The sequence below is a fragment of the Kineosporia rhizophila genome, from assembly GCF_021277265.1.
Lineage (GTDB): Bacteria > Actinomycetota > Actinomycetes > Actinomycetales > Kineosporiaceae > Kineosporia > Kineosporia rhizophila.
Map to the genome: position 1 here is coordinate 1 of NZ_JAJSOH010000017.1, position 18,092 is coordinate 18,092.

At 69.8% G+C, this 18,092-nt stretch carries 16 protein-coding genes; 5 read left to right on the top strand and 11 right to left on the bottom strand.

The window, feature by feature from the left end; all coding sequences use genetic code 11:
- The 4 genes from LWF15_RS22380 to LWF15_RS22395 all read right to left on the bottom strand — a co-directional run.
- Window positions 1–595: oligosaccharide flippase family protein (locus LWF15_RS22380; protein ID WP_232812856.1), on the bottom strand; the 595-nt coding region annotated here is incomplete at its 3' end.
- Window positions 592–2,106 carry an ArnT family glycosyltransferase gene (locus LWF15_RS22385; protein ID WP_232812857.1) on the bottom strand — a complete coding sequence of 505 codons (1,515 nt, stop codon included), beginning with the start codon at window positions 2,104–2,106 and terminating at the stop codon, window positions 592–594. The genes LWF15_RS22385 and LWF15_RS22380, both read right to left, overlap by 4 nt.
- Window positions 2,107–2,150: 44 nt before the next feature.
- Window positions 2,151–3,542: a glycosyltransferase family 4 protein gene (locus LWF15_RS22390; protein ID WP_232812858.1), complete on the bottom strand. Its 1,392-nt coding sequence runs from the start codon at window positions 3,540–3,542 to the stop codon at window positions 2,151–2,153.
- Window positions 3,535–4,260 carry a glycosyltransferase gene (locus LWF15_RS22395; RefSeq protein ID WP_232812859.1) on the bottom strand — a complete coding sequence of 242 codons (726 nt, stop codon included), beginning with the start codon at window positions 4,258–4,260 and terminating at the stop codon, window positions 3,535–3,537. The genes LWF15_RS22390 and LWF15_RS22395 overlap by 8 nt, the downstream gene beginning before the upstream one ends.
- 482 nt (window positions 4,261–4,742) lie before the next feature.
- On the opposite strand from LWF15_RS22395, the gene LWF15_RS22400 reads away from it, so the two are divergent.
- On the top strand, window positions 4,743–5,519 hold the full coding sequence (locus tag LWF15_RS22400; RefSeq protein WP_232812860.1) for a PIG-L deacetylase family protein: 777 nt from the start codon (window positions 4,743–4,745) through the stop codon (window positions 5,517–5,519).
- Between the two features lie 42 nt (window positions 5,520–5,561).
- Window positions 5,562–6,872, top strand: coding sequence for a hypothetical protein (locus tag LWF15_RS22405; protein WP_232812861.1), 1,311 nt, complete (start codon window positions 5,562–5,564; stop codon window positions 6,870–6,872).
- Window positions 6,873–6,935: 63 nt separating this feature from the next.
- Here LWF15_RS22405 and glnA read toward each other — a convergent pair whose 3' ends face one another.
- Window positions 6,936–8,360: a type I glutamate--ammonia ligase gene (gene glnA, locus LWF15_RS22410; RefSeq protein WP_232812862.1), complete on the bottom strand. Its 1,425-nt coding sequence runs from the start codon at window positions 8,358–8,360 to the stop codon at window positions 6,936–6,938.
- 506 nt (window positions 8,361–8,866) lie between these two features.
- Here glnA and LWF15_RS22415 point away from each other — a divergent pair.
- The gene (locus LWF15_RS22415) at window positions 8,867–9,337 is read left to right on the top strand and encodes an RDD family protein (RefSeq protein WP_232812863.1); all 471 of its coding nucleotides are present in this window, start codon (window positions 8,867–8,869) and stop codon (window positions 9,335–9,337) included.
- 125 nt (window positions 9,338–9,462) lie between these two features.
- Here LWF15_RS22415 and LWF15_RS22420 read toward each other — a convergent pair whose 3' ends face one another.
- From LWF15_RS22420 to lipB, 5 genes are all read right to left on the bottom strand, one after another.
- On the bottom strand, window positions 9,463–10,170 hold the full coding sequence (locus LWF15_RS22420; RefSeq protein ID WP_232812864.1) for a DUF4191 domain-containing protein: 708 nt from the start codon (window positions 10,168–10,170) through the stop codon (window positions 9,463–9,465).
- Between the two features lie 27 nt (window positions 10,171–10,197).
- Window positions 10,198–11,208 carry a lipoyl synthase gene (gene lipA, locus LWF15_RS22425; protein ID WP_232812865.1) on the bottom strand — a complete coding sequence of 337 codons (1,011 nt, stop codon included), beginning with the start codon at window positions 11,206–11,208 and terminating at the stop codon, window positions 10,198–10,200.
- Between the two features lie 207 nt (window positions 11,209–11,415).
- A complete protein-coding gene (locus tag LWF15_RS22430; RefSeq protein WP_232812866.1) occupies window positions 11,416–12,540 on the bottom strand; it encodes a cation diffusion facilitator family transporter in 1,125 nt (374 codons plus the stop codon).
- Window positions 12,537–13,025 (bottom strand): ArsR/SmtB family transcription factor, encoded by a 489-nt coding sequence (locus LWF15_RS22435; RefSeq protein WP_269810668.1) that lies wholly within the window; start codon window positions 13,023–13,025, stop codon window positions 12,537–12,539. The genes LWF15_RS22430 and LWF15_RS22435 overlap by 4 nt, the downstream gene beginning before the upstream one ends.
- A 68-nt stretch (window positions 13,026–13,093) precedes the next feature.
- Window positions 13,094–13,852: a lipoyl(octanoyl) transferase LipB gene (lipB, locus tag LWF15_RS22440; protein ID WP_232812868.1), complete on the bottom strand. Its 759-nt coding sequence runs from the start codon at window positions 13,850–13,852 to the stop codon at window positions 13,094–13,096.
- Window positions 13,853–13,983: 131 nt separating this feature from the next.
- On the opposite strand from lipB, the gene LWF15_RS22445 reads away from it, so the two are divergent.
- Window positions 13,984–14,334, top strand: a complete 351-nt coding sequence (locus tag LWF15_RS22445; protein ID WP_232812869.1) for a nuclear transport factor 2 family protein — start codon at window positions 13,984–13,986, stop codon at window positions 14,332–14,334.
- A gap of 494 nt (window positions 14,335–14,828) precedes the next feature.
- Here the strand turns inward: LWF15_RS22445 and LWF15_RS22450 are convergent, their stop codons facing one another.
- A complete protein-coding gene (locus LWF15_RS22450) occupies window positions 14,829–16,145 on the bottom strand; it encodes an NAD(P)/FAD-dependent oxidoreductase (RefSeq protein ID WP_285625171.1) in 1,317 nt (438 codons plus the stop codon).
- 153 nt (window positions 16,146–16,298) lie between these two features.
- On the opposite strand from LWF15_RS22450, the gene LWF15_RS22455 reads away from it, so the two are divergent.
- The gene (locus tag LWF15_RS22455; protein ID WP_232812871.1) at window positions 16,299–18,083 is read left to right on the top strand and encodes a serine/threonine-protein kinase; all 1,785 of its coding nucleotides are present in this window, start codon (window positions 16,299–16,301) and stop codon (window positions 18,081–18,083) included.
- Window positions 18,084–18,092: the final 9 nt, after the last annotated feature.

Consider the following 18,092-nt stretch of genomic DNA (forward strand, 5'->3'; position numbering starts at 1 on the left):
ACTCGCGCCGGAACCAGCCGAGACCGAACAGCAGCACGACCGCCGCGCCCGCCCCGAACGCGCCGAGCGGAGCGGCGGCGGTCGCGGTGGCCAGGGCCAGGACGAGACCGGCGGCGCACTTCACCAGCACCTCGACCACCTTGACCGCGGCCAGGGCGCCGAACCGCTGCTGCCCCTGCAGCCAGCCCGGGGTGGTGGAACTGACGAAGATCAGGAAGACGCACACCGCCAGGGTGAAGGAGGTCTGCGGATCGGCGAACGACTGGGCCACAGCAAGGATCACGGCGGCTGCGAGCAGGCCCTGAATGCAGTTGCCGAGCAGAGCCATCCGGGTCAGGGCCGCCCGGTCGGCCGGGTCCGGGTTCCGGGCCAGTTGCTGGGCCAGTACCCAGGGGATGGATGCCGAGGCGACCGTTCCGGCAGTCAGCAGCAGGGCCTGGGCGGCCGCGAACTGGGCGTAGCGGTCGGCGGGCAGCAGATGCGTGAGAGCGAGGGCATAGCCGTAGTTCAGGCCGCCCACCGTCAGGGTGCTCACGGTCAGCCAGCCTGCGCCGACGACGAGTTCCTGCTTCGGGCTCGCCGCGACTGCCGTCATCGTTCCTCGCCCCTCGGGCGGACATCGAACAGGATCAGGCTGCCGTCCGTTGACGAGAAGGCGCTGAAGACCGGTCTGCCGGTGCTTCTCAGATGCTCCAGGAAGGCGGGATCACCCAGTCCGTAGCCGTGTTCCACGAGCCGGGGGTTGATCAGTACGTAGTCGACGTGGTTGCTCTGCAGAGCCTGAGCGGTGTGCCATTGGCCCAGATCCATTCCGCTGAGCACGAACTGGGCCGAGTCCTCGGTCAGCGCCACCCGGCTGCCCTGCGGCACACCGGTCCTGGCCCAGGTGAAGAACTGGCGGTAGATGTTGCTGTCGGTGGTGTGGACCCGCGCCCACACCAGGCTGTTCAGCACCACGAAGAGCGCGATCCCGGCCCAAGCGGTCCGGGTGCCCCGGGCCTGGGCCAGGACGGCGACCAAGCAGAGGACGCACGGCACCAGCGGGATGTAGTACATCTGCTCCTCGATCGACCCGAAGGCGGTCGCGTAGACCAGGTATCCGCAGGCGGCCAGGGCCCAGGCCACGAGCGCGGTCAGCGGCCGGGGCAGGCTCTGCGGCCGACGCAGCCGGTACAGGAGCAGGAGACAACACAGACCACCGAGCAGCAGCACCGCGTAGGTCACCGCCAGCCGGTCGAAGTTGGCGGTCAGCCGGGACACCAGCGACACCTTCACCGCGTCGGAGTTGAAACCGGTCTCCTGGTTCGTCCCGATCAGTCGGGTCAGGCCGTTGCCCCGGGCCTGCAGCCAGGCGTCCAGCCCGCCCAGGCCGATGGTCAGCCCGACGTTGGTCAGGTATACGCCGAGCCCGATCCCGACGACGGCGGCCAGCTCCTTCCGCCGTCCGAGCCGGCCGGAGAGGCCGATCAGGATCAACGCCACGCCGAGCACCAGACCGAAGGTCTCCTTGCTGCAGAACACCGCCCCCGCGCTGAGCCCGGTCACGACCAGCAGCCACGGGGGCGTTCCGGCCGGCCGTAGCCCCATCACGAGCAGGATGGTGAGGGCCACCAAGAACTGGGTCTGGGCCTCCAGCATCACCTGGCTGTCGTAGCGGATCTGGAACGGGTCGAGGGCCACCAGCGCGGCCCCGGCCACGCCGAAGGCGGTGCCGAAGCCGGCCCGGCGGCCGATCAGATAGGTGAGGGCCACCGTTCCGGCCCCGAACACCGCCGCCACCGGCCGCAGCGCGAACGCCAGCGTGGCCAGGTCGCCGTCCAGCCCGAACCCCCGGATCACCAGGCCGTAAGTGCCCAGCACGAAAGGGGGGTGCAGAGCGAATGTCTGGCCGTGGTGGGTGACCCCGCGCCCGTCGGCGATGTTGCGGGCGATCTCCGCGTAGGTGACCTCGTCGATGAACAGGTTGTAGGCCGGCACGATGTGGAACAGCCGCAGCCCGAGGGCCACGACGAACAGGCCTGCGCACCACAGCGCGTCCCGCCGGGGACGCTCCCCGGCCTCGGACGGGGCACGGTGCTCCGCCGCGGCCAGTACGGTCGCTTGCATCCCGGCTCCTGGGCTCTGGTAGGTCGCTGTCTTCGGGCGGCTGGTCACGGGCCGAACGGCAAGAGATGGTCGCTGCCCCGGGCGACTCTCAGCACCGGTTCCCCCCGGGTGAGCCCGACGCGGTTGAGGACCTGCTGGGCACCGGGGATGTCGACCCCGGCGAGCAGCAGGGTGAGTTCCCGGTCGGTGTGGCTGACCGAGTCACCGCGGCGCAGTCGGTCCGGTGTCCAGCCCACGGGCAGGTCGGCGGCCGGGATCCGGACCACCGTGGCCACATCGCTGAGGTGCCGGCGTTCCGGGCGGGTCAGGCCCAGCCGCCGGTGCTCCAGCTGGATCACGGTGAGGAGCTTCGCGGTCATCCGCTCCCAGGTGAACTGGTCGGCCCAGCGCACGGTCACCTGAGCCAGCGTCGTGGAGCGCCGCCGGGGGCCGAGCAGATCGAGCTTCTCGGCCAGCGCCGCGCCCAGGTCGCTGCCCTCCGGGATCAGCCAGCCGGTCTCGCCGTCCTTGATCGAGTCGCGCAGGCCCGGCCGGTCGAAGGCGAGTACCGGGGTGCCCAGCGCGTTCGCCTCGATCACCGAGATGCCCCAGCCCTCACCGGCGGAGCAGCTCACCGCCAGCCAGGAGGCGGCCACCAGAGCGTCCCGCTCGGCGTCGCCGGCCTGCTGGTGGAAGGTGACCGCGTGCATCACCTGGTGCTCGGCCGCGAGCGCGGCCAGCCGGGCGTGCTCCGGCCCGACGCCGACCACGTGGACCTGGGTGTCCGGATGCTCGACCAGGATCTTGGGCAGCGCCTCGATCAGCAGCCGCGTGCGTTTGTGCGGGACCAGACGGCCGACACAGACGATGGAAGGGCTGGTCGTCTTGTCGGTGACCGGCCGGGTGACCCGCCAGCCGGGAGGCACGATCCGGACCTCGCCTCTCAGCTTCAGCTCACGCCGGGCACCCTGTCGGGTGGACGGCGAGACTGCCACGATCGAGCGGCGCCCGTACACGAACCGGCACCCTCGGGACTCCAGGAAGCGGCCCACCGCCGCTACCGGGGCCGGGAAGTACTGGCCGAACTGCTGCTGGTGGATGTGGTGCAGCAGGAGGATCACCGGGGTGCGACGGCTGACTGCCAGGGGAGTGAAGAACGGGATGCCGTTCTGCGAGTCCAGCACCGCGTCCACCGCGCGCCGGTGCAGGAACAGCCAGACCAGGGCATGTAGGTAGACGGTGAAGCGACCCCCCGCGCGACGGACGGTGTAGCCGTCGATCACCTCCCGCCGCGGTCGGCCCGGCACTTTCGCGGACAACAGGGTCACCCGGTGGCCCGAGGCCGCGGCCCGGGCGGCGAACTCCTGGCAGACCAGTTCGGCGCCCCCGGCCTGGGGATGTCTCAGGTCGCGCCAGTTGGTGACGACGATGTGGGTCGGGCCGGGTGCCTCAGACATGCCTCAGGGCCCGCCTGATCTGCCGCAGGTCGCGAAAGGCCTCGTAGCCGTCGCGGACCGGGCTGAACGTGGAGTCGGCGTCGTCGGTCCAGGCCACCGCCACCTCGGCCACCTCCACACCGCGGCGCCGCAGACGGGCGAGCAGTTCCACGTCGAAGGCGAAGCCGTGCAGCTGCAGGTCGGCGAACACCGGGCGGGCCAGTTCCCCGTCGAAGAGCTTGAAACCGCACTGGGTGTCCCGGATCGGCCCGACCAGTGACCCGGCGACCAGGCTGAAGGCCTGGCTGCCGGCCCGGCGCACGATCGGCTGCCGCACCTGGTAGCTCGCCCCGGCCACCCGGCGCGAGGCGATCACCGCCTGGTACCCGTCGTCCAGCAGGCTCAGTGCCGTGGCAAAAGTGCTCAGTGGGGTGGACAGGTCGGCGTCGCAGAAGCCCACCCGGGGCGCCCGCGAATGCAGCACGCCGGCCCGGACCGCGGCGCCCTTGCCCCGCTGGCGGCAGCTGATCACCTCGATGTCCATTCCCCGGCAGTGCCTTTCGACGACGGACACGGTGGCGTCGACGCTGCCGTTGTCGACCACGATCAGGCGGACCGGAAGTCCTCCGGCGGCGACGTGGGCGGCCAGCGCCGTGAGGGTCCGGCCGATCCGGAGTTCCTCGTTCAGTACGGGAATGACCAGGTCGACAGGCACCGGTGGTGGGGTGAAACCAGGCATGCGAAGCTCCACGAAGTCATCAGGGGGCGTGACTGACCAATACGCGAACCAGAATTGCGCTGCCCGGCGAACCTCGTCGTCGCCGGCAGGCAGGGATGGTTTTATCAGCCGGCGGAGCGACTTTCCGTTATTCAATGACACCCGTAGGTGGCAAACCGCCTGGTAATGTCGGCTTCGCCGTCGGTGCAGTCGTCCACGAGACCGAGGGGGCGTCGACCTGTTCCGTCCTGACAAAAGGTCTTTAAACTAGCTTAAGGCTGTCCTGATTCGGATCGATTTCCCTGAGGGTGCAGCCTGCGGACCGAGCCCGTTTCGCCCGCTTCTGACCCGATGACCTGCGAAACTCCTCAGTAGGCGATCGTGGCCTGCGGTTTTGATCACCGTTCTCAGCCGGCCCTCAGAATTGACCGACCGAGTTGCCACTGGCGGGTGGCATTCTGCGTCTGATGGACAATGGCTAAATGTCGAGAAAGGAAGCCGACATGACCGGATCGGATTCTCTGCAGGATCACGACTCCATCATCGTCCTTTCCCCGCACTTGGATGACGCGGCGCTTTCCTGCGGCTCTCTGATAGCCCGGGCGGCGATTTCCCAACCGGTCACAGTAATGACTCTGTTCACTTCTTCCACGGCGGGTCGGGTCTCACTCTCCGCAAGAGCCTTTCTGCGGCAGTGCAATGCTCGTTCCGCCTCACTGCTCTTCGAGCAGCGGCGCGCCGAGGACCGCGTGGCCCTGCGCTCGATCGGGGTGACCGGTGTGCATCTGGGCCTGGCCGACGCCCTGTTCCGGCAGCGCGAGAAGTCCCGCCTCCTGCGCATCGCCAGCCGCCTGGTGCCTGAACTGAGCTGTGTCTACCCGACTTTCCGCCGCCACATCGACGCCGGCCGGGTCTCCCCGCACGACCGGCCCCTTCTGGACGCGCTGGAGAAGCGGATCCTGCTGGCCAGCGGGAAGGGCGACCTTGTCCTGGCCCCGCTCGGCCTGGGCGGTCACGTCGACCACGTGTTCACCCACGAACTCGGGGCCCGGCTGTCCCGCCATCGCAGCATCGGCTGGTACGCCGACCAGCCGTACGTCCTGCGGGCGGGTGCCCCCGGGGAGGCCCCCACGAACACCGAACGCGTGGTGCACGAGGTGGATCGGGGGGTCAAGACTGAGCTGATCAGCTGGTACGGCACCCAGGTCACCGCGCTCTTCGGTACCGAAACCGTTCCGCATCTGGAGGAATACGTGTATCTGCCCCGGGCTGCGGCCTGAGGGGCTGGATAGACTCACGGTGCCCTCGGAGAGGAGCGGGCGATGACACGTCCGAAGCCCGGCTGGACCGGCAGTCCTTCGGTGGCGGGTCCGCTGACCCGCAGAGATCTGCTGATCGGTGCGACCGGGACTGCAGCCGGCCTGCTGGTCGGAGCGGGTGGGACAGGCCTTGCGCACGGTGTCCGGCCGGAAACGGTGATGCCCACTGCCGCCCCGGAGCACTTCGGCCCGGCCTGGATGGTCCTGGCCACCGAGCGGGAGGGCGCCAAGGCCCGGGCGAAGCGGGCCGGTGCGACTCATGGCCACGTCCGGGCTTTCTGGGACCAGTTGCAGAACGCCGCGGGCGGCGAGGTGGACGCCGAACCGGTGCTGCGCGAGGTCGAAGCGGTCCGGGCAGCCGGGCTCAAGGTCTGTCTGGAGGTCTGTCTGCAGTACCCGCCGCCGTTCGTGACCGACCACCTGCCGAAGCTGAAAGACCAGTACGGAACGCAGTGGTCGCCCACCCAGGAGTCCGGCGACAACATCCGGGACTGGATCTGGTCGGCACCCGGCCGGGGCTACGTGACCGACTTCCTCGACCAGCTCTTCGGCCGGCTCGACTGGTCGAAGATCGAGCGGGTGAAGACCGGCGGGCTCACCAAAGGTGAGCTCCAGTACCCGTCATCGCACAATCGTCCTCAGTTCTGGGCCTATTCGGCGGCTGCCCAGGGCAAGCAGGAGTTGGCCCCACAGATGAGTCCCTGCCCAGTGCCGGGGCATGTGCCTACCCCCGCAAACCGCCAGACCGGGGGCGCCGCCGGTTGGACGGACCGCGACGAGGCCTTCGCCACCTGGTACGTGCAGTCGCTGATCAACTGGATGACGTGGCTGGTCAGCCGGTTCCGCGAGCACTTCAGCGGACCGGTCTACATGATGCACCCGGGCGCCGGCATCCGGCCGGTCAGTCAGACCCCGACGTCCCCCCGGCAGGCGTACAACTACCAGGTCAACCTCGGGTCCGGCCTGGACTGGGACGCCACCATCGCGGCCTATCCCGACGAGGGCGTCCGGCCGTACACCACCTGGATCGATTCCGACCACTTCCGCGCCCAGGCGGGCTATTCGCTGGTGCACGACGGCAACGGGGCTCCCTGGTGGGCGTTGCTGGTAGCGGCCCGAAAGCACGGACGATCGGGGCGGCTGTGGGGGGAGAACACCGGTGGGCAGTCGCTCGCGGACCTCGACCGGGTGGTCCGGCACCAGGCCCTCGCTCACGGCTACGAGGGGCTCGCCTGGCTGGACGATCGGACGCTGACCTCCGGCAAGGGCGTCACCTATGCGGACCTGAGGGCGGCCATCAGTCGCACCCGTTAGGTGTTCCGCAAAGCACGACCGCCGCCCTCGCTTTCGCGAGAGCGGCGGCCGCTGGTCCGACGATCAGACGTCGTAGTACAGCTCGAACTCGTGCGGGTGCGGGCGCAGCCGGATCGGGTCGATCTCGGCCGAGCGCTTGAACTGGATCCAGGTCTCGATCAGGTCCTCGGTGAAGACGCCGCCCTCGACCAGGTACGCGTGGTCCTTCTCGAGGTTGTTCAGCGCCTCGTCGAGCGAGGCCGGCAGCTGCGCGATGCCCGCGTGCTCCTCCGGCGGCAGCTCGTAGAGGTCCTTGTCGACCGGGGCCGGCGGCTCGATCCGGTTCTTGATGCCGTCGATGCCGGCCATCAGCATCGCCGAGAACGCCAGGTACGGGTTGCTCGACGGGTCCGGCACGCGGAACTCGACGCGCTTGGCCTTCGGGTTCGAGCCGGTGACCGGGATCCGCACGCAGGCGGAGCGGTTACGGGCCGAGTAGACCAGGTTGACCGGCGCCTCGAAGCCCGGCACCAGACGGTGGAACGAGTTCACCGTCGGGTTGGTGAAGGCCAGCAGCGACGGGGCGTGGTGCAGCAGACCGCCGATGTACCAGCGCGCGATGTCCGAGAGGCCGCCGTAGCCGCTCTCGTCGTAGAACAGCGGCTCGCCGTCCTTCCACAGCGACTGGTGGCAGTGCATGCCCGAGCCGTTGTCACCGAAGATCGGCTTCGGCATGAACGTGACCGTCTTGCCCGCGGCGTGCGCCACGTTCTTGATCACGTACTTGAACAGCATGACCTTGTCCGCGGACTTGGCCAGGCTGTCGAAGCGGTAGTTGATCTCGGCCTGACCGGCGGTGCCGACCTCGTGGTGGCTGCGCTCGACCTCGAGGCCGAGGGCGTCCAGGGCCAGGACCATCTGGTCACGCAGGTCGGAGTAGTGGTCGACCGGCGGGACCGGGAAGTAGCCACCCTTGTACGGGGTCTTGTGCCCCAGGTTGCCGCCGTCCTCGGCGCGCGCGGTGTTCCAGGCGGCCTCGATCGAGTCGATCTCGTAGAACGACGTGTTCGGCTTCGTGATGAAGCGGACGTCGTCGAAGATGTAGAACTCGGCCTCGGGGGCGAAGAACGCGGTGTCGGCGATCCCGGTCGACTGGAGGTACGCCTCGGCCTTCTTCGCGATCTGACGCGGGTCGCGGCTGTACGGCTCGTTCGTGTACGGGTCGACGATGTCCATGTTCACGTTGAGCGTCTTCTCAACGCGGAACGGGTCGATGTAGGCCGTCGTCAGGTCCGGGATGAGCTTCATGTCGGACTCGTTGATCGCCTGGAAGCCGCGGATCGAGCTTCCGTCGAACATCTGGCCCTCGGTGAAGAAGTCCTCGTTCACGGTGGACGCCGGCACGTTGAAGTGCTGCATCACACCGGGAACGTCGCAGAACCGGACGTCGACGAACTTGACGTCGTTCTCCGCGATGTACTTGGTCACCTCTTCGGCGTTGTTGAACATCCAACCTCCACGGTCGGGAACGGTCGCGGGTATTCCGGGCGGGAACCGCCGGTGGTGCACTGCCTTATACCGCCGGTCAACGTCCGGGCGCGAGTGTTCCAGACGTTTACCGATGATTCCGGGCGGGACCGCCGTCGTCTCCAACTCCACGATCGGCGCTGATCGCGGGGCTACTGGGGCTGACCCTACCCCGCGGGCAGTGCGTTGTGTTCACCGGTCGGAGCATGATCGCCCGAGCTGCGTAATGCTTCGAAATGGGGCTCTGTCGGTCACTTTCCCTGCTGGATCCGTAGGGTTGTCATCGACAGGAAATGGCTGTGTGACAAGCCGGAAACAATTGCGCGGCGATGGCAGGTTTCTCACTTTTACTGTGCGGCTACCGGCGTGGTAAGTGCGGCCAATTACCGGTGGACGTCGGTGGACGTCGGTGGACGTCGGTGGGCCCGCAGCGCCCAGCGGTCGCCTCCGCCGGGGGGCCGGTCGGGTGGGGCCGTAGTCTCTACGGTGTGGTGAACAGGCGTGATGTTGGGTCGTGGCTCCAGGGGCCGGAGTCGGTAACGGGTGTCTCCGGGTACCCGGGGGAGCGGCTCGGGTTCCCCGAGACCGGGCGGGGGTCGCTGGCCCGGCCCGGCCGGCGCTTCTTCAGCCTGCTCATCGACTGGGTGATCTGCCTGGTCATCGCCCGGAGCTTCTTCCCCGAGCAGATGGATCCGGGTACGGCCGGGGCGCTCATCCCGCTGGGTGTGCTCTTCGTGGAGAACCTGCTGCTGGCCGGTACGACGGGCTACACGATCGGCCAGCGGGTGCTGGGCCTGCGCGTCGAGCGGGTCTCCGTGGGGGGCCCGATCGGGCTCTACCGCAGCCTGATCCGTGCCGTTCTGATGATTCTGGTCGTGCCCCCGATCACGATGGGCTGGGACGCCGATCGCCGGGGGCTGCACGATCTGCTCTCCGGCTCCGTGGTGGTCCGCACCTGATCCGCTTGCTCATGGCTTTGCGGTGAACGGTCGGCCGCTGTCGAAGCCGGGGTACAAACCAAATGGTGGACGTCCGTGGTCTCGGTGCCCACGAACGTCCACCATTTGTGGTTTGGCTCTTGGGGTCAGCGACCCTTGGTGGCGCGACGGTCGGGACGCATCCGCATCGGGTCGACACCCTTGGGGATCGGCAGGCGGGCGTTGCCCAGCGCGCGCAGACGCTTGCTCACCTCGGAGACCTCCTGCTTGGTGATCGCCGGGCGCTTGCGCATCAGGTGACGCACCAGCTTCTGCACCGGGACCTGGTCGGGCCCGTCACCGGCGTGCACCACCAGCACCGGCACGTCGGGCATCAGCCGGGCGGTGCGCTTGCGCTCGTTCTCGGCGAGCTTGGCCACCCGGGGCAGCGGACCCTCGCTGACCAGGACGACACCCGGACGGCCCACCGCGCGGAACAGCAGGTCCTGGGTGCGCGGGTCGACGGCGACCGGCTGCTCCTCGACGTTCCAGCCGCGGCGCAGACCCTTCAGGGCGTAGCCGACCACGCCCTTGCGGTCACCGATCTGGGTGTAGGCGGCTCGCTCGGCCCGCCGGCCCATGATGATGATCGCGATCAGCAGGCCGACCATGAAGCCGAGAATGCCCACGTAGATCGGGTGATCGACGGCCAGGCCGATACCGACGCCGGCCGCGGTGGAACCGACCAGCGCGACGACCATCCAGACGACCGCCATCGGGTCGGCCTTGCGCAGCATGCTGAACACCGCGCGGAACTGGGCGAAGCGGCCCATCTTTTCCGGGTCGACGGGTTGTGAGGGAGTGTTGCGAGCCATGAGCGAAGGATACTTCCCAGCCGAGTCTCAGTGTGACGGGCGGCTCAGCAGGCTCGTGGCCTCCTGCCGCGCGCTGGTCTCCACGGCGAGGTGGGCCATGTTGGCCGGCAGTTCCTCGCCGCGCTTGGCCTTGGCCTGGGCCCAGAGCCGGCCGGCCCGGTAGGAGGAGCGCACCAGCGGACCGGACATCACGCCGGCGAAGCCGAGCTCCTCGGCCTCCTCCTTCAGCTCCACGAACTCCTCCGGCTTGACCCAGCGCTCGACCGGGTGGTGCAGCGGGGAGGGCCGCAGATACTGGGTGATGGTGATCAGGTCGCAGCCGTACTCGTTCAGGTCGGCCAGCGCCTGCGAGATCTCCTCGCGGGTCTCGCCCATACCCAGGATCAGGTTCGACTTGGTGACCTGGCCCTTGCTGCGGGCGAGGCGCAGCACGTCGAGCGAGCGCTCGTAGTTGAAGGCCGGCCGGATGCGCCGGAAGATCCGCGGGACCGTCTCCAGGTTGTGGGCGAAGACCTGCGGCTGCGCGTCGAAGACCTGCTGCAGCAGCTCGGGGTGCCCGGAGAAGTCGGGGGTGAGGATCTCGACGCCGGTGTCGGGCGAGGCCTGGTGGATGGCCCGGATCGTCTCGGCGTAGAGCCAGGCGCCCTCGTCCTCCAGGTCGTCGCGGGCGACGCCGGTGACGGTGGCGTAGCGCAGGCCCATGGTGGCCACGCTCTCGGCGACCCGGCGGGGCTCGTCGCGGTCCAGCGGCTGCGGCTTGCCGGAGTGGATCTGGCAGAAGTCGCAGCGGCGGCTGCACTGGTCGCCGCCGATCAGGAAGGTGGCCTCACGGTCTTCCCAGCACTCGAAGATGTTGGGACAGCCCGCCTCCTGGCAGACCGTGTGCAGGCCCTCCTTCTTCACCAGGCCGGTGAGGGAGGTGTACTCCGGGCCCATCTTCGCGGTGGTACGGATCCACGAGGGCTTCCGCTCGATCGGCGTCTCGGCGTTACGGGCCTCGACCCGCAGCAACCGCCTGCCCTCCGGTGCGATCGTCACCTGTGCTCCCTGTCCGCACGCTGGTCCCGGATCTCTCCGGGCCCGGGATCACGCCCGGGTCGGCAGCACCGGCGGGTTCGCCGGCCTGGTTCCGCGGCGGCGGTCGGCCGCCGTCGCCCTGCCCACTCTAAGCGTCCGGGTGGGGGTGACTCATTCCGGAAGGGGGTGGACGTGGGCGCTATCACGTGCGGCCCTTCAGTTCTTGGATCAGGCGTGGGTGGGGTGCTCGTGGTCGGCGTGGCCGGCGGCCTCGAACTGGAAGGTGGAGTGCTCGACGTCGAAGTGCCCGGCCAGGCAGCCCTGGAGCTGGTCGAGCATGACGGTGAGGTGGCCGTCGAGGAAGCAGCCGTCCTCGACCACGACGTGCGCGGACAGGACGGGCAGACCGGTGGCGACGGTGGAGGCGTGCAGGTCGTGCAGGCCCACCACGTGCGGGACGGCCAGGATGTGGGTGCGCACCTCTTCCAGGTCGACGGTGCCGGGGGTGGCCTCGAGCAGGACGGTGACGGCCTGGCGCAGCAGCAGCCAGCAGCGGGGCAGGATCAGGGCGCCGATCAGGATCGAGGCCACGGCGTCGGCGCGGTGCCAGCCGGTGAGCCAGATCGTGGCGGCCGCGACCAGCACGGCGACCGAGCCGAGCGCGTCGTTGACCACCTCGAGGAAGGCGGCGCGGGTGTTCATGTTCTCGCTGTGGCCGCCGTCGCGGGTGAGGATCCAGATGCCCACGGCGTTGGCGGCCAGGCCGATGGCGCCGAACAGGATCATGCCCGGGCCGGCCACCTCGGGCGGGTCGACGAGCCGGTGCACGCCCTCGGCCAGGATGTAGAGCCCGATCGCGAGCAGGGCGGTGGCCTGGAGGGCGGCGGAGAGCACCTCGGCGCGTTTCCAGCCCCAGGTCAGGCGGGCGGTGGGCGGGCGGTCGGCGAGGATCGCGACGACCAGGCTCAGGGTGAGACCGGCCGCGTCGGTGAACATGTGACCGGCGTCGGCGAGCAGGGCGAGGCTGCCGGTGACGGCGGCGCCGACCACCTCCACCACGAGCACGGTGAGGGTGATGGCCAGCACGATCGCCAGCCTTCGGCGGGCGCCCGGGCCCTGGGGCAGGTCGTGGGAGTGGCCGTGCCCGTGGTCTTTCTGGGTGGTGCGGCGGGAGGTGAAGGGGGCGCAGGGGGCCTGCAGATCAGCGGACGAGGTGGTCTGGTCGGTCGGGTCGGCCTGGTCGCCGGGTTCGGTGGGGGCGCAGGTCGGGCGCTTGGGAGACGACTGCGGGTGCCCACCGTGGTCGTGCCCGGTGTGCTCGTGCGCGTGCCCGGTGTGGGGGCGCGTGCTCATGCCTGGGGCTCCCTGGTCTGGTGCGTGTCGCCGGCCGGGTGGGTGAGTTCCAGGCCGGGACGCTGGGCGCGGCGGTGGGTGAGGGGGCGCGGGCTCTCGTGCTCGTGCGGCAGGCCGTGGTCGTGCCCGGTGTGGTGCAGCACGACCCGCTCGCCGGTGGCCTCGAGGAAGGACTCGGTGGCGTGGAACAGGTCGAGCAGTTCCGGCCGGGCGAGGGAGTACAGCGACGCGCGCCCCTGCGCTCGCGACCGCACCAGGCCGCAGTCGCGCAGGCAGGCCAGATGGCCGGAGACCGTGGACTGGGCCAGACCGAGGTGGGACATCAGATCGACCACCCGGTGCTCACCCCGGGCCAGATGGCGCAGGATCAGCAACCGGGTGGGATCGCCGAGGGTGCGGAAGAGGATGGCGGCCGCAGCCACGTTCTCCTCGCCCTCGGGTGCCGTGCTCGCCTCGGCGGTGCGCCTGCGCTCGGCATTGGTCAGCCCGGTTGGTATCGCCACATGCCGATGATAGCGAGCGGATGAGGTGACATCCAGGAGCCCTGCTGCTGCTAGTTGGTGCGGCTGAGTTCGCGCGCCAGGTCCTGGATCGCGCCGCTGACCGTTTCGATCGGCCGGGGCTGCGCCGTTGCCACTTGCTTCGGCGCCGGACGCCGGCGCTTGTGATGGTGGCCGGGCAGGTCGTACTCCGGCAGGGCGGCCTCGACCAGCGGCAGGATCTCCTGGACGGACACGGTGCGCCCGGCTTCGGCGCTGAGGGTGGTGACCCCGGCGTCGGCGATCCCGCAGGGGATGATCTGGCCGAACGCGCCGAGGTCGGAGTCGCAGGTCAGGGAGAAGCCGTGCATGGTGATGCCCTGCGCCACCCGGATCCCGATGGCCGCGACCTTGCGCTCGGGCCGCCCACCGCCCGCCGGGATCCAGACCCCGCTACGGCCGTCCACCCGGGTGCCCTCGATGCCGATCTGCGCACACACGTCGATCAGCATCTGCTCCAGCCGGCGGACGTAGGCGACCACGTCGACCGGCTTGGCCAGCAGCACGATCGGGTAGCCGACCAGCTGCCCGGGCCCGTGCCAGGTGATCTTGCCGCCACGGTCCACGTCGACCACCGGCGTGCCGTCCACCGGCCGCTCCTGCGGTTCGGTGCGCTTGCCGGCCGTGTAGACGGGCTGGTGCTCCAGCAGGAGCACGGTGTCCGGAGCGCCCGCCACCACCTCGGCGTGGACCTCCCGCTGGCGTGCCCAGCCGGCCGTGTACTCGACGGCGTCGGCGCCGAATCCCAGATGCTCGATCCGCAGCGAACCCATGCCTGGGAGCGTACGCCGGATGCGGGTGGGCAGCGGGCGCGTGGCCTGTGAGCGCGGGCACCCGCAGGTGCGGTCTGCGGTCCCACACGTGTCGGGGAGGAGACGGAGAACACCCTCTAGGCTTGTTGACCATGGACGCGCGCAAGGCGCTGCTGATCGACGCGTACCGCCGGTTCAACGGCCGGGACGTCGATGGGCTGCTGTCGATGATGACGGACGACGTGGAGTGGCCCGACGTGCCGAACCAGTCCGTGCTGAGGAGCAAGGACGAGATCCGGGAGTACTGGTTCGGCCAGTTCGCCATCACCGACCCGCAGGTGGTGCCCACGGACTTCGAGCCCGGCAGCGACGAGGACGAGATCGTGGCCGTGGTCGAGCAGGAGGTGCGTGGCCTGGGCGGTGAGGTGCTGGTGGACCGGCGCGAGGTCCGGCACCGCTACTCGTTCAGGGACGGCCTGGTCCGCCGGATGGTGGTGGAGTAGCTCAGGCTTCCTGGCCTTGGGGCAGGGGATGGGGCGCACGGTGGGGGTACGGGCTGGCGGTCGCTGCCCAGCTCACGGGTGAGACCCCGAGGCCGAGCTAGACGAGTGGGACGCGTTGGCCGCCCGGTTGGTCGCGCTGCCCACGGCCCGAAGGTGAGCGGCGAGACCGGAGTCAGAGCCGGGCCGACGTCAGAAACGAGGTCCCAGACCATCGCCTCGACGCCGGCGGCATTTCCGTGCCTCGTCGGCTGAGTTGGGGCCGGGCTGGAGTCGGAGCCAGGCCGACGTTGTGCTGGTCGGCTCTCGCTCCCGTCTCTTGCCGGGACCTCGGTCAACGTCACGCTCGCGGGCAGCGTCGCAGTTCGGCCCGGCCGAGGGCGCAGCTGTCGTCTCGTGCCTGGCCAAGGCGCAACTGCTGTCTCGCGCCCGACCGGGGCAGGGGCGCTACCTGACGGCTTCTGATCGCAACCTGTTGTCCAGCCTGCGGCCGACTCCTACCGTGCCGAGATGGGTTCCCGGGGCACGGCGGGCAGACCCAGTTCGGCCAGGACAGCGTCGGCGGTGCGGCGGCCGGAGACGAGGGCGCCCTGGGTGGAGGCGGTGTCCCGGTGGTCGCCGGCGACGAACATGCCCTCGCCCAGCGACACCGGCTTGCGGATCTCGAGCGGGGCGGGCATGGCGGTGAGGGCGTCGGGGATGGCGTCGCGTCGGACCAGTTCGAACCAGTGCGTGGGCTGCTCGTAGATCAGGGCGAGCTGGGCCGTGACGGCACGCTCGGTGGCCAGGTCGGGGCTGCCGCCCAGCACGGTGGTGGCGATCAGGGCTCGCTCGTCCGGGCTGTAACTGGGGGCCCGGTTGCTGATCACGACGGTGTTGATCACCGGCCCCCGCCGGTCTCCGTCCACGTGGAGAGCACCTGAGCGGGTAGGAGGCTCGGGGCTCGCGTGCCAGTAGGTGGTCAGCCCCCGGGTCTGCACCGGAGGCAGCCCGAGCAGGGCAGAGGCGCCCTTGGGGTCGGTGGCCACCACCACCGCGCGGGCCTGGATCTCGCCGGCATCGGAACGCACGCGGCCCGGCTCGGCCGACTCCACCCGCACGCCGTAGTGGATGCCCGGCAAGCTGGCGGCCAGCTGCTCGGGAACGGCCCGCATCCCCCGCCACGGCACCGAAGGCGTACCCCGCACGAAGGAACGAACCAGGAACTGCACGAACTGGTGAGAACTGACGCCCTCGTCTTCTCCGAGAACCCCGGCCAGGAACGGCTCGATCACGCGCTGCCTGAGGGCGCCGTCGACCCCGCGCCGGGTGAGCGCCTCACCCCAGGGCAGATCTGACTCGGACAGAATGCCTTCCGGCTTCTCCCGGGCTGCGTGCAGCGCCCACCGGGCGAAAGCGGCCTGTTCGCGCCATGATCCGCTGGCCTCCCGCAGCAGGCTGCGGGCGGTGAGCGGCAGCAGGCCGGGAGACCGGCGCGGATCGGCAAGGACCTGACGGCCCTGGGCGCCCGCTACAACGACGGCGGCCGGGAAGGGCTGCAGCCGCAGCGCGCCCACGTCGAGCACCCGCCGGACCTCCGGGTAGGCCGGATTGAGCAACTGGAACCCGCGGTCGCAGACGAAACCGCCCACCGTGTCGCTGCGCACCCGCCCGCCCGGAGCATCCGCAGCCTCGAGAACCACCACGTCGATGCCGCGCCGGGCGAGCTGCCGGGCGCAGGCGAGACCGGCCAGGCCCGCGCCCACCACGACGACGTCGGCCGCCCGGGGGAGCTCACGGGGAGCCGTGCTCTGGGGTGGGCCCTGCTCGGTCACGGCTGCCTCCGGTGCGGTCGAACTCTGACGCCCTTCCGTTCGAAAGCATGTCAGGTTCGGCGGGTGAGGCAAGAGCGACGACCCGGATCTGTGGACAACCCGGCCTGTGGATAACCAGAACGGCTTGTCGGTACTTCGCGGCACAGTTGGGACATGGACCTCACCCCGTTCCCCGGACCGCCCGCGGCACCGCCCGAGGTGCCGGGCTTCCGGCTGTACGAGTTGCTGGGATTCGGCGCCCACGGCGAGGTCTGGCGGGCCGAAGACCTGATCACCGGCGACGAGGTGGCCCTGAAGATCGGCCGCCGCTGCGAGCCGGGCCCCGACGAGAACCCCTATGACGGTGGTGCTTCGGAAGGCGGGGTGGGCGAGCGGGCCGATCGGGAGACGGCGCTGCTCAGCCGGATCGAGCATCCGCACATCGTGCGGTTGCGCCGGGTCGTCGCCCTACCCGACGAGAATCTCGCTCTAGTCCTGGATCTCGCGGCGGGTGGCAGTCTGGCCGCCCTAGTGGCTGCGCGCGGCCCGCTCACACCGCAAGAGGTGGTGACGATGGCCATCCCCATCGTGTCCGCCCTGGAGCATCTGCATATGAGCGGTCTTACCCACGGCGACGTCTCTCCGGGCAACCTGCTTTTCGCGGCCGACGGATGTCCACAACTGGGTGACCTCGGCGTCGCCCGCGTCCTCGGTGAGCGGCACGAGGAGGCCTGGAGCACTCCCGGTTTCACCGATCCCCGACTGATCACGGCAGCCCAGGCCCCTCCTGTGCCGGCCGAGGTGCTGCAGGCCGCGGACCTGTGGGCGCTGGCCGCCTGCTGCTGGTTCGCACTCACCGGTCGTGCGCCGACGCAGTCGGAGGTCGAAGGGCAGCCGGGGGTCGGAAGGCAGTCGGAGGTCGGAAGGCAGTTGGGGGTCGAAGGGCAGTTGGGGGTTGGAGCGCAGCCGGATGTCGGGAGGCAGCGAGAGGTCGAGGGGCAGTCGGAGGTCGAGGGGCAGCGGCACGAGCTGCAGACCCTGCTGGTCCGGAGTCTGTCGGCCGATGTGGAAGACCGGCCCGATCTGGCCGAGTTCGCGGATCTGGCCTGGCGGGCGGCCCGGCCGGTCCCGATCCGCCTGGAGCGAGGGCCTGGTGGGTCCGGCGATTCCCGTCTGTCGTCGCTGGAAATGCAGACCACGAAACGAGTTACGCAAACTGCTCCGGTGTCGTCGACCGGCTCCTGGAGTGGCTCGTTGAACGGCGGTGATGTCCAGAACGCGGCGGTTGCCCAGACGCGGGATCCGAGGCGGCGTACCGTTCCGGCCTCGCGATTGCTGGTGCTTCTCGTCGCTATCGGGCTGGTGGGGGCCGTGACCGTGGGTGTGGGGTGGCGTCTCTTGCGTTCACCGAGCCCGGGTGGTGGTTCGGCAGAGGTGGCTGCAAGGGCGGCCGATCGAGACCCGGTTGCCGAGAAGGCCAGGGTTGGCGGGGACGATGGTCAGACCAAGGCCGACGGTGCTGGGGCAGAGAAGAAGCGGGCTGGGAAGGTTGCCTTGCGGGTGGAGCTCGCGCAGGCCCTCGCAGGCATCGGCAAAGCCCGGGCCCAGGCTTTCGAGATGGTCTCGGCCCGGCAGCTCGCCCTCGCCAACGAGACGGGCTCACCCGCCGACCGGGCCGACCGGGCACTCCTGAAGCGTCTCCAGGCCACGGGATACCGGCTGGAAGACGTGGCTTTCCGCATCGACCGGGTCCGGGTGCTGCAGAGCAAGGGGCGCACTGCGGAGGTATCGGCCCGGGTCAGTACCGCGGCCCACCGGCAGGCCCGTATCGGTGGTGACTATGCAGCCGGAGTGCCGGCCACTGAGCCGGCGGTCATGATCTTCACGCTTCGGGCCGTCGCTGAGCCAGGCGAAGGAGCGGGGCGGTGGCGGGTTCGCGACATCCGGGCCCCAACGTGATGAGGCTGG

Excerpts from the sequence above, each read along its gene's own strand:
- LWF15_RS22385 (WP_232812857.1), bottom strand. The coding sequence starts at position 2,106 with ATGCAAGCGACCGTACTGGCCGCGGCGGAGCACCGTGCCCCGTCCGAG.
- LWF15_RS22390 (WP_232812858.1), bottom strand. The coding sequence starts at position 3,542 with ATGTCTGAGGCACCCGGCCCGACCCACATCGTCGTCACCAACTGGCGC.
- LWF15_RS22395 (WP_232812859.1), bottom strand. The coding sequence starts at position 4,260 with ATGCCTGGTTTCACCCCACCACCGGTGCCTGTCGACCTGGTCATTCCC.
- LWF15_RS22400 (WP_232812860.1), top strand. The coding sequence starts at position 4,743 with ATGACCGGATCGGATTCTCTGCAGGATCACGACTCCATCATCGTCCTT.
- LWF15_RS22405 (WP_232812861.1), top strand. The coding sequence starts at position 5,562 with ATGACACGTCCGAAGCCCGGCTGGACCGGCAGTCCTTCGGTGGCGGGT.
- glnA (WP_232812862.1), bottom strand. The coding sequence starts at position 8,360 with ATGTTCAACAACGCCGAAGAGGTGACCAAGTACATCGCGGAGAACGAC.
- LWF15_RS22420 (WP_232812864.1), bottom strand. The coding sequence starts at position 10,170 with ATGGCTCGCAACACTCCCTCACAACCCGTCGACCCGGAAAAGATGGGC.
- LWF15_RS22430 (WP_232812866.1), bottom strand. The coding sequence starts at position 12,540 with ATGAGCACGCGCCCCCACACCGGGCACGCGCACGAGCACACCGGGCAC.
- lipB (WP_232812868.1), bottom strand. The coding sequence starts at position 13,852 with ATGGGTTCGCTGCGGATCGAGCATCTGGGATTCGGCGCCGACGCCGTC.
- LWF15_RS22445 (WP_232812869.1), top strand. The coding sequence starts at position 13,984 with ATGGACGCGCGCAAGGCGCTGCTGATCGACGCGTACCGCCGGTTCAAC.
- LWF15_RS22455 (WP_232812871.1), top strand. The coding sequence starts at position 16,299 with ATGGACCTCACCCCGTTCCCCGGACCGCCCGCGGCACCGCCCGAGGTG.